Source organism: Agromyces sp. P1_H4 (assembly GCF_056405255.1).
This window is the reverse complement of the sequence record NZ_JBFUCL010000130.1, coordinates 1-9,260: the sequence shown is the minus strand read 5'-3', so window position 1 is coordinate 9,260 and position 9,260 is coordinate 1. Positions and strand designations below refer to the sequence as shown.

Annotated in this window: 9 protein-coding genes and 1 pseudogene; 6 read left to right on the top strand and 4 right to left on the bottom strand. The window is 71.0% G+C overall.

What is annotated here, in order from left to right; all coding sequences use genetic code 11:
* A pseudogene (locus AC1DY2_RS09775) lies at nucleotides 1-370 on the top strand (hypothetical protein); the annotation flags it as partial.
* Between the two features lie 63 nt (nucleotides 371-433).
* The gene (locus AC1DY2_RS09770) at nucleotides 434-1,927 is read left to right on the top strand and encodes a sensor histidine kinase (protein ID WP_309973131.1); all 1,494 of its coding nucleotides are present in this window, start codon (nucleotides 434-436) and stop codon (nucleotides 1,925-1,927) included.
* Between the two features lie 51 nt (nucleotides 1,928-1,978).
* Here AC1DY2_RS09770 and AC1DY2_RS09765 read toward each other — a convergent pair whose 3' ends face one another.
* Nucleotides 1,979-2,227 (bottom strand): WhiB family transcriptional regulator, encoded by a 249-nt coding sequence (locus AC1DY2_RS09765; RefSeq protein ID WP_022881603.1) that lies wholly within the window; start codon nucleotides 2,225-2,227, stop codon nucleotides 1,979-1,981.
* 202 nt (nucleotides 2,228-2,429) lie between these two features.
* On the opposite strand from AC1DY2_RS09765, the gene AC1DY2_RS09760 reads away from it, so the two are divergent.
* A complete protein-coding gene (locus tag AC1DY2_RS09760; protein WP_476762241.1) occupies nucleotides 2,430-2,891 on the top strand; it encodes a hypothetical protein in 462 nt (153 codons plus the stop codon).
* A 3-nt stretch (nucleotides 2,892-2,894) separates the two neighbouring features.
* Here the strand turns inward: AC1DY2_RS09760 and bcp are convergent, their stop codons facing one another.
* From bcp to aroA, 3 genes are read right to left on the bottom strand one after another with little or no spacing between them, the layout of a single operon-like run.
* The gene (gene bcp / locus AC1DY2_RS09755; RefSeq protein ID WP_476762240.1) at nucleotides 2,895-3,371 is read right to left on the bottom strand and encodes a thioredoxin-dependent thiol peroxidase; all 477 of its coding nucleotides are present in this window, start codon (nucleotides 3,369-3,371) and stop codon (nucleotides 2,895-2,897) included.
* 34 nt (nucleotides 3,372-3,405) lie between these two features.
* Complete coding sequence (gene rsgA / locus AC1DY2_RS09750; protein ID WP_476762239.1) at nucleotides 3,406-4,446, bottom strand: ribosome small subunit-dependent GTPase A; 1,041 nt, start codon at nucleotides 4,444-4,446, stop codon at nucleotides 3,406-3,408.
* On the bottom strand, nucleotides 4,443-5,813 hold the full coding sequence (gene aroA, locus AC1DY2_RS09745) for a 3-phosphoshikimate 1-carboxyvinyltransferase (protein ID WP_476762238.1): 1,371 nt from the start codon (nucleotides 5,811-5,813) through the stop codon (nucleotides 4,443-4,445). The genes rsgA and aroA overlap by 4 nt, the downstream gene beginning before the upstream one ends.
* Nucleotides 5,814-5,873: 60 nt before the next feature.
* On the opposite strand from aroA, the gene AC1DY2_RS09740 reads away from it, so the two are divergent.
* From AC1DY2_RS09740 to AC1DY2_RS09730, 3 genes are all read left to right on the top strand, one after another.
* Nucleotides 5,874-6,581, top strand: coding sequence for a sigma-70 family RNA polymerase sigma factor (locus tag AC1DY2_RS09740; protein WP_476762237.1), 708 nt, complete (start codon nucleotides 5,874-5,876; stop codon nucleotides 6,579-6,581).
* Nucleotides 6,578-6,835, top strand: a complete 258-nt coding sequence (gene rsrA, locus AC1DY2_RS09735; RefSeq protein ID WP_159603199.1) for a mycothiol system anti-sigma-R factor — start codon at nucleotides 6,578-6,580, stop codon at nucleotides 6,833-6,835. The genes AC1DY2_RS09740 and rsrA overlap by 4 nt, the downstream gene beginning before the upstream one ends.
* A 63-nt stretch (nucleotides 6,836-6,898) precedes the next feature.
* Nucleotides 6,899-9,214, top strand: a complete 2,316-nt coding sequence (locus AC1DY2_RS09730; RefSeq protein ID WP_476762236.1) for an MMPL family transporter — start codon at nucleotides 6,899-6,901, stop codon at nucleotides 9,212-9,214.
* The last annotated feature ends 46 nt before the right edge of the window (nucleotides 9,215-9,260 follow it).

The following is a 9,260-nucleotide window of genomic DNA, read 5'->3' as shown; positions in this document are numbered from 1 at the left end:
CGCCGACCCGGTCGGGCTGTCGAGGCTGCTGCGCGGCCACGGCGAGCTCCTCGAGCTCGTGGACGCCGACCGAGTCGACGTCGTCGTGAACCGCGTGCGGGCCGCGGCGCTGGGCATCGACGCGCACGCCCAGGTGCGGCAGACGCTCCGGCGGTTCGGCGCCATCGCGGAGGCGACGCTGCTTCCGCACGACGGCCGTTCGACGGATGCCGCCATCCTCACGGCGCGCACGCTGCGCGATGCCGCACCGCGCAGCCCGCTGCGCGCCGCGCTCCGCGAGTACGTGCTCGATCACGTCCTCCCCGTGCCCGAGCCCGTCCGGCGGCGCGGCTTCGCGCTCGCTCCGATGCGCCGTACCGCGGCCGGCTGACGTCGAGCCGCAGYCGGCGGACGTCTCGCGGCGGCATCCTGAACCGCGCACTACGCTGGGTCTGTGTCGACCCTCAGTGAACTCGTCCTCGCCCAGGGCCGCAGCAGTCAGGCCGATGTCGACTGGCTGCACATGCTCGTCGGCGACCTCCAGCTGCTCGCCGACCTCGCCTTCGCCGACATCGTGCTCTGGGTGCCGTCGGGCGACGACGACTTCGTCGCGGTGGCCCACGCCCGCCCATCGAGCGCCGCGACGCTCTTCTACCGCGACTTCGTCGGCCAGCAGATCAAGCCGCAGTGGCGAGAGCTCGTGACGGGCGCGTTCGAGTCGGGACGGATCACCGATTCCTCCGCACCCGACTGGTACGAGGAGATGCCCACACGGGTGCGTGCCGTGCCGGTCATGCGGCGGCTCTCGGCAACCGGCACCCACCTGGCGCCCGAGCCGGTCGCAGTGATCACGCGACACACGAACCTCGGAGCCACGCGGGCGGCCAGCCGGCAGGAACTCACGTTCAACGAGTGCGCCGAGGAGCTCTTCCAGATGATCGCGTCGGGCGACTTCCCCGACCTCGGTGCCCCGACGGGGCCACGTCGCGGCGCTCCCCGGGCGTCGGACGGACTCATCCGCCTCGACCTCGACGGCGTGACGACCTTCGCGAGTCCCAATGCCCTGTCGGCCTTCAACCGCATGGGCTTCGAGGACGAGCTCGAGGGCGAGTCGCTCGCCGAGGTCACGACGCGCCTGCTGAGCGGAAAGCTCGTGGTCGACGAGTCCCTTCCCCTGGTGGTCACCGGCCGGGCGCCGTGGCGCACCGACGTGGAGTCGCGGGGCGTGACCGTGTCGCTGCGGGCCATCCCGATCCGGCATCGGGGTGAGCGCATCGGGGCGATCGTGCTGAGCCGCGACGTGACCGAGCTGCGCCACCAGGAGCAGGAGCTCATCACCAAGGACGCGACCATCCGCGAGATCCACCACCGCGTCAAGAACAACCTGCAGACCGTCGCGTCGCTGCTGCGCATCCAGGCTCGTCGCACGCACTCGGACGAGGCGCGCGACGCGCTGACGCAGGCAATGCGTCGAGTGGGGGCGATCGCCGTCGTGCACGACACCCTCTCCGAGGGCCTCACGCAGAACGTGAACTTCGACGAGGTGTTCGACCGGGCGCTGCTGCTCGTCGCCGAGGTCGCCTCCGCGCACAACACCACGGCGCACCCCAAGCGCTCGGGGTCGTTCGGCGTGCTGCCGAGCGAGTACGCCACGCCGCTCGCGCTGGCCCTCACGGAGCTGGTCACGAACGCCGTGGAGCACGGACTCGCCGGTCAGGAGGGTGACGTCGAGATCACCGCCGACCGTTCGCCGACGACGCTCACCGTCCAGGTGCGCGACACGGGCTCGGGACTCCCCGAGGGGAAGGTCGGCGAGGGTCTCGGCACCCAGATCGTGCGCACCCTGATCCAGGGCGAGCTCGGCGGGACCATCGACTGGCACACGGTGATGGGTCGCGGCACCGAGGTCACGATCGACGTGCCGTTGCGCTGGATCACGCCGGCATAGCGGTCGAGCCGCGGCCGGGTGGCGACGGCGCGCCCCGGTGGGGCGCTGCCCTCAGGAGGCGCGGCGGGCGCGCGCGGCGCGGCGCTTGAGGGCGCGGCGCTCGTCTTCGCTGAGACCGCCCCAGACGCCCGAGTCCTGGCCGGTCTCGAGGGCGTACTGCAGGCAGATCTCGGTGACGGTGCAGCGGCCGCAGACGGCCTTCGCCTTCTCGATCTGGTCGACGGCGGGACCGGTGTTGCCGACCGGGAAGAAGAGTTCCGGGTCTGCGGTGAGGCAGGCGGCCTTGTCGCGCCAATCCATGGAGATGCTCCTTGCGTGTACTTCGATCGCAGACGCGCACGATTGCGCCAGCCGTGTTCGGCTTTGTGCTGCAGGGGGAAAGCCGAATATCGGGAAGTAGGATCATGACTGATCGGCTCACGTCCCTGTGAGCATCAATTCGGCCTCATAAATGGTCGCATAGCGGAGAGATCGAATCAATAGCCGTGTTTGGGATAACGCTGTGAATCAGGACGGCCCCGAGCCGAACATGCCGCGCGAGGCATCCGGCTCCGGAGGAGTGCGAGCGGCGCTCGTCACCGTCACGGGACTGCTCTTCCTGGAGGCGGCCGCGCTCGTCGCCGTGGTGGTCTGGCTCGTGGTCGACCTGCTGGCGCTCGAACCGTCGTCGTACGCCACGGCCATCGCGCTCATCGTGCTCGTGGTGATCGGCGCGATCTGGGTCACCGCGGTGGCGGTGGCCTCCATCCGGCGGGCGCCCTGGTCGCGTGCCGCTGCGATCGTGTGGCAGGTGCTGCAGGTGTCGATCGCCGTCGGCGCGTTCCAGGGGCTCTTCGCGCGACCGGATGTCGGTTGGCTGCTGCTCGTGCCCGCGATCACGGTGATCGGGCTCCTGTTGTGGGCGCCGGTGCGGATCGCGTACACGCGTCCGGGCGACGTGGACCGGGCGCCCGACGGCGCCTGACGCTCAGCCGTCGAGGCCGAGCTCGCGACGCACGCGGGCGACGTGCCCGGTGGCCTTGACGTTGTACCAGGCGCGCTCGATGCGTCCGTCCTCGCCGATCACGAAGGTCGACCGGATGGACCCCACCACGGTCTTGCCGTAGAGGAGCTTCTCTCCCCACACGCCGTAGGCCTGCTGCACCGCGAGATCCTCGTCGGAGAGCAGGGTGTAGTTCAGCCCGTCCCGTTCGGCGAACCGCTTGAGCTTCGCGACATCGTCCTTCGAGACGCCGACCACGCGCACGCCGGCGCCCTTGAAGGAGTTGAGGTTGTCGCGGAAGTCGCAGGCCTCGGTGGTGCAACCGGGCGTCATGGCCTCGGGGTAGAAGTACAGGAGCACCCGGGAGCCGCGCAGCGACGAGAGCGTCACGGGCGAGCCGTCCTGGTCGTCGAGGGTGAAGTCTGGAGCGAGGTCGCCGGGGGCGAGACGTGCGTCGGTCATCCGTCCATCGTAGGCACGTCGGCCGGCGCGACGCTCAGGCGAAGGTCGTGAGCAGCCGCTGCAGCGAGTCGACCCGGGCTCGGCCCGTCTCGCCGAGCTCGCCCGCCTCGACGGCCTCGTTGATGGCGCAGTCGGGCGCGTCGGGCAGGTGCGTGCACCCGCGAGGGCAGTTCTCGGCGATGCGCGCGAGATCGGTGAAGGCGCCCAGGATGTTGGCGGGGTTCACGTGCCCGAGGCCGAAGGAGCGTACGCCGGGGGTGTCGATCGCCCATCCGGTGCCGGCCTCGCCCTCGATCCGCAGCGACACCGTCGACGACGAGGTGTGGCGTCCGCGTCCGGTGACCTCGTTCACCCGACCGATCGCGCGGTGGGCACTGGGAACCAGCGCGTTCACGAGGGTCGACTTGCCGACGCCCGAATGGCCCACGAACACCGTGCGATGCCCGACGAGTGCGCGGGTGATCTCGTCGAGCGGCATCCGGTCGGTGCTCGAGCGGAAGACGGGGAGGTCGAGCCCCGCGAAGTTCTCGAGGAACTCCGAGGGGTCGGCGAGGTCGGTCTTGGTGATGACGAGCAGCGGCTGGATGCCGGCGTCGAACGCGGCCACGAGGTAGCGGTCGACGAGGCGGATGCGCGGCTCGGGATTGGCCGCGGCCACGACGATGAGCATCTGGTCGGCGTTCGCGACGATGATCCGCTCGACCTCGTCGGTGTCGTCGGCACTGCGCCTGAGCAGCGTGGAGCGCTCGCCGATCCGGACGATGCGGGCGAGCGTGCCCTCCTCGCCGGTGGTGTCGCCGACGAGGTCGACGTGGTCGCCGGTGACGACGGACTTGCGGCGGAGTTCGCTCGCGCGCGCGGCGGTGATCTCGCGCTCGTCGGGTCCGCCCTCGTCGATGAGGACGGCGTAGCGGCCACGGTCGACGCCGAGCACGACGCCCGGGACGGCGTCCGCGTGCTCCGGCCGGTTCTTGCTCCTGGGCCGGCTGCCGCGGCGATTGGGCCGCACCCGCACGTCGGACTCGTCGAACTCGGGCTCGTCCTCGTCCGCGTCGTCGGCGTCCCACCAGGTCATGCGAGCATCTGCTCCCACAGCGCGGTGAACTGGGGGAGGGTCTTCGAGGTCGAGCCGATGTCGTCGACCACGACGCCAGGCACGGCGAGGCCAACGATCGCGCCGGTGGTGGCCATGCGGTGGTCGGCGTAGGCGCGCCAGGGCCCGCCGGTGAGGGGCGCCGGCTCGATGCGCAGTCCGTCGTCGAGTTCGGTCACCGCACCGCCGAGGCCGTTGAGCTCTGCGGTCAGCGCGGCGAGCCGATCCGTCTCGTGGTGGCGGATGTGCCCGATGCCGGTGAAGGTGCTCGGGCCGTCGGCGAACGCCGCGAGGGCCACGAGGTTCGGCACGAGCTCGCCGGCCTCAGAGAGGTCGAGGTCGACGCCACGGATGCCGCGGCCTCCGTCGGCTCCGGGTTCGGGTGCGCGCACGGTGAGGCGATCGGCGTCGAGCGCGACCCGGGCGCCGAACCGGGGCAGCAGCTGCGCGAGCTGTGCCCCGACCTGGGTCGTCTCCGCCGGCCATCCGGTGATCGTCACGTGCCCGCCCGCGACGAGCGCCGCGATGAGGAACGGCGCCGCGTTGGAGAGGTCGGGCTCGATGGCCACGTCGATGGCGCGGATCGGCCCCGGCTCCACAAGCCATCGGCCCGGTTCGGGGCTCGTGACCTCGACGCCGCGCGCCCGCAGGGTGTCGATGGTCATCTCGATGTGGGGGAGGCTCGGCAGGCGCTCGCCGACATGGCGCAGGTCGAGGCCCTCGTCGAAGCGGGCCGCGGCGAGCAGGAGGCCCGAGACGAACTGGCTCGACGCCGACGCGTCGATCTCCAGCACGCCGCCGGTCACGCGTCCGGTGCCGTGCACCGTGAACGGGAGGCTGCCGCGGCCGTCGTCGTCGAGGTCGACGCCGAGGTCGCGGAGGCCGTGGATCGATCCGCCCATCGGACGGCGTCGCGCTCCCTCGTCGCCGTCGAACGTGGTGGGTCCGAGGGCCAGCGCGGCCACGGGTGGCAGGAACCGCATGACCGTGCCGGCCAGGCCGCAATCGATGGTCGTCGAGCCCAGGAGTTCGTCGGCGGGGATGACCCGCACGTCGTCGCCGAATCCGCCGGTGCCCGGCATCCGCTCGAATCTCGTGCCGAGGGCCTGCAGGCCCTCGAGCATCAGCTCGCTGTCGCGCGACCACAGCGGCGCATGCAGGGTCGACGGGCCGTCGGCGAGTGCGGCGAGGACGAGCTCGCGGTTGGTGAGCGACTTGGACCCGGGAAGGGCCACGACGGACTCGAGCGGAGCGGTGGCGACGGGCGCAGCCCAGCCGTCGTCGGGCTCGGTCTGCCTGGCCTCGCCGTACGGATCGAACTCGGGTGCGGAATACCTCGAAATCTGCATCGGTTATCAACAGTAGCGTCCGAGACGCGGAAGGAGATGGTGCGCGTGTCGCTTGCGGTGATGGAACGCCCAGTGGTCGCCACGGCCGACGATCTAGGATGGCCGGTGATGACTGCCGACGAGATCGACCCCACGACGAACGACGGCGCGCCCGACRAGGCCCGCCCGCTCGGTGAGCTCTTCGAGGAGCAGGCGCTGCCGTTCATCGACCAGCTCTACGCCGCCGCGCTCCGCATGACGAAGAACCCCGCCGACGCGCAGGACCTCGTGCAGGAGACGTTCGTCAAGGCCTTCGCCGCGTTCGGCCAGTTCACCCAGGGCACGAACCTCAAGGCGTGGCTGTACCGGATCCTCACGAACACCTTCATCAACAGCTACCGCAAGAAGCAGCGCGAGCCCTACCAGGGCACGATCGACGACCTCGAGGACTGGCAGCTCGGCGGCGCCGAGTCGACGACGGCACGTTCGAGCCGCTCGGCCGAGGCCGAGGCGATCGACCACCTGCCCGACAGTGCCGTGAAGGACGCCCTGCAGGCGCTCCCCGAGGACTTCCGCCTCGCCGTCTACTTCGCCGACGTGGAGGGCTTCTCCTACCAGGAGATCGCCGACATGATGAACACCCCCATCGGGACCGTGATGAGCCGACTGCACCGTGGCAGGCGGCTGCTCCGCGAGTCCCTCGCCGACTACGCACGCGAGCAGGGCTTCGCGGCGGGTGCGGCGCCTCAACCGACGAGGAGACAGAGCATGCCGAGGAGCACGAGATGACCGACTGCGGCTGCGAGAAGGCACGAGCCGAACTCGAGGAGTACCTGCACCACGAACTCCGACGCGAGGACGCCGCGGACATCCGCGAGCACGTGGAGCACTGCGCCGACTGCCAGGCCGAGCTCCGGGTGGGCGTCGCGATTACCGAGGTCGTGCAACGCGCCTGCAAGGAGAGCGCTCCCGAGGAGCTGCGCGCCGTGGTGCTCACCAGGATCCGCGCCTACCAGGCCGGACACGGCGCGCTCGTCGAGTAGACCCACCGGTTCCGACTTTCGGACGACGCGCCGGGGACTGACCGGCCCGTAGCGTCGGTCAGGATGGAACCTGCAGAACGCTCAGACCCCCGCCCCTCACGCGTCCCCACGTGGCTCCGCGTCCTCATCCCGACCGTCCTCATCCTGCTCTGGTTCGGCACGTTCGGCGCCGGCGGAGCCTCCTTCGGCGCGCTGAGCGACGTCGTGGAGAACGAGCAGTCGCAGTTCCTGCCCGCCGAGGCCGAGTCCACCCGGGTGCAGGACCTGCAGGCCGAGTTCCGCTCCGCGGACGTGATCCCTGCCATCGTGGTCTACGCACGCGACGGCGGCCTCACCCACGATGACACGGCCGCCATCGAGGACGATGCGGCCACGTTCGCCGAGGTCGAGGGCGTCGTCGACGACGGCGTGTCGCCGCCCGTCTTCTCGGAGGACGGCGCCGCCGCCGAGGTCTTCGTGCAGGTGGATGCCGGTGCGGAGGTCGACGTGGCGGTCGACGCGCTGCGCTCGCAGGTGGACGAGACGGCGGGCGACGGGCTCGAGGTGGCGGTCACCGGCCCGGCCGGCTTCACCACCGACCTCAAGGCGGCATTCGCGGGCATCGACGGGTTGCTCCTCATCGTCGCATTCGCCGCCGTGTTCCTGATCCTCGTCATCGTCTACCGCTCGCCACTGCTGCCCGTCATCGTGCTCGGAACCAGCCTGACCGCGCTGTGCGGCTCGGTGCTCGCGGTCGTCGCACTGGCCCGCGCCGACATCCTCGTGCTCAACGGGCAGACGCAGGGCATCCTCTTCATCCTCGTGATCGGGGCGGCGACCGACTACTCCCTGCTGTACATCGCCCGCTATCGCGAGGCGCTGCACACGCATCAGGGCAAGTGGGATGCCACGTGGGCCGCCCTACGCGGATCGTGGGAGCCCATCCTCGCCTCGGGCGGCACCGTGATCGCCGGACTCCTGATGCTCCTCGCGAGCGAGCTGACCTCGAACAAGATCCTCGGCCCGGTGTCGGCGATCGGCATCCTCTTCGCCCTGGCCACGYCGCTCACGCTGCTGCCGGCGCTCATGCTCTGGGCCGGGCGTGCCGCGTTCTGGCCCGTGCGCCCGAACTTCAGCGTCGACGTCGAGGCCGATGACGTCGTCGGACGCCGTGGCATCTGGCCGCGGGTCGCGCGCCTCATCGCGCGACGACCCCGCGTGACGTGGGTGGTCTCCACGCTCGTGCTGGCGGTGCTCGCCCTCGGGATGACGCAGCTCAAGGCCGACGGCGTGCCGTCGAGCGAGTTCGTGCTGGGGGAGTCGCAGGCCCGAGACGGGCAGGCGCTGCTCGGCGAGCACTTCCCGGGCGGCTCCGGTACCCCGGCCGTGGTCATCGCGAGCGAGGACCAGCTGCAGGACGTCGCCGACGTGCTCCTCGCCACCGACGGGGTCGACGCGGTGACGGTCGTGTCGGAGGACTCCCCGAGCGGCTCGCTGCCCGTCACCGAGGACGGCATCCAACCGCTCGGTCCTCCCGGAACCCCCGCCGGTGAGCCGACCGTGATCGACGGTCGCGTGCAGCTCGACGCGACCTTGGAGGACGCGGCCGACTCCGACGCCGCCGAGGCCGTGGTCGCCGACCTGCGGGCCCAGTTCGAGGAGGTCTCCACTTCTGACGCCCAGGTGCTCGTCGGTGGCACCACGGCGGTCGCCCTCGACACGAAGGACGCGTCGATCCGCGACCGGAACCTCATCATCCCGCTCGTGCTCGCCGTGATCCTCGTCATCCTGATGCTGCTGCTGCGGTCGATCGTCGCGCCGCTCCTGCTGATCGGCACGGTCGTGCTCTCGTTCGCCGCGGCGCTCGGCGTCTCCGCGGTCGTGTTCAACGGGGTGTTCGGATTCCCCGGCGCCGACCCCGTCGTCCCGCTGTTCGGCTTCGTCTTCCTCGTCGCCCTCGGCGTCGACTACAACATCTTCCTGATGACGAGGGTGCGCGAGGAGAGCGTGCGGCACGGCACGCGCGAGGGCGTGCTGCGCGGACTGGTCGTGACGGGCGGGGTGATCACGTCGGCCGGCCTGGTGCTCGCGGCGACGTTCGCAGCGCTCGGCGTGCTGCCGATCCTCTTCCTCGCCCAGATCTCGTTCATCGTCGCCTTCGGGGTGCTCCTCGACACGTTCCTCGTGCGGTCGCTCCTCGTGCCCGCCCTGGCGTACGACATCGGCCGGGCGATCTGGTGGCCGTCAAAGCTGTGGCGCTCGCCCGTCGACCTGGGCATGACGCGAGCGGCGGCGGCGGCGGCCGTCGTGGGCGCGGCGCCTGAGAGCACCGCCGACGCGCTCCGTGATTCGCCGGTGGAGTCGACCGAGGAAGCGCACGAGCCGGCGCACCGGGCCTGAGGCCGGCGCACCCGGGACGGCGAAGAGCGGATGCCACGCGGCATCC

Coding starts and splice junctions, on each gene's coding strand:
- AC1DY2_RS09765 (WP_022881603.1), bottom strand. CDS start 2,227: ATGGATTGGCGCGACAAGGCCGCCTGCCTCACCGCAGACCCGGAACTC.
- bcp (WP_476762240.1), bottom strand. CDS start 3,371: ATGACCGACGCACGTCTCGCCCCCGGCGACCTCGCTCCAGACTTCACC.
- rsgA (WP_476762239.1), bottom strand. CDS start 4,446: ATGACCTGGTGGGACGCCGACGACGCGGACGAGGACGAGCCCGAGTTC.
- aroA (WP_476762238.1), bottom strand. CDS start 5,813: ATGCAGATTTCGAGGTATTCCGCACCCGAGTTCGATCCGTACGGCGAG.
- rsrA (WP_159603199.1), top strand. CDS start 6,578: ATGACCGACTGCGGCTGCGAGAAGGCACGAGCCGAACTCGAGGAGTAC.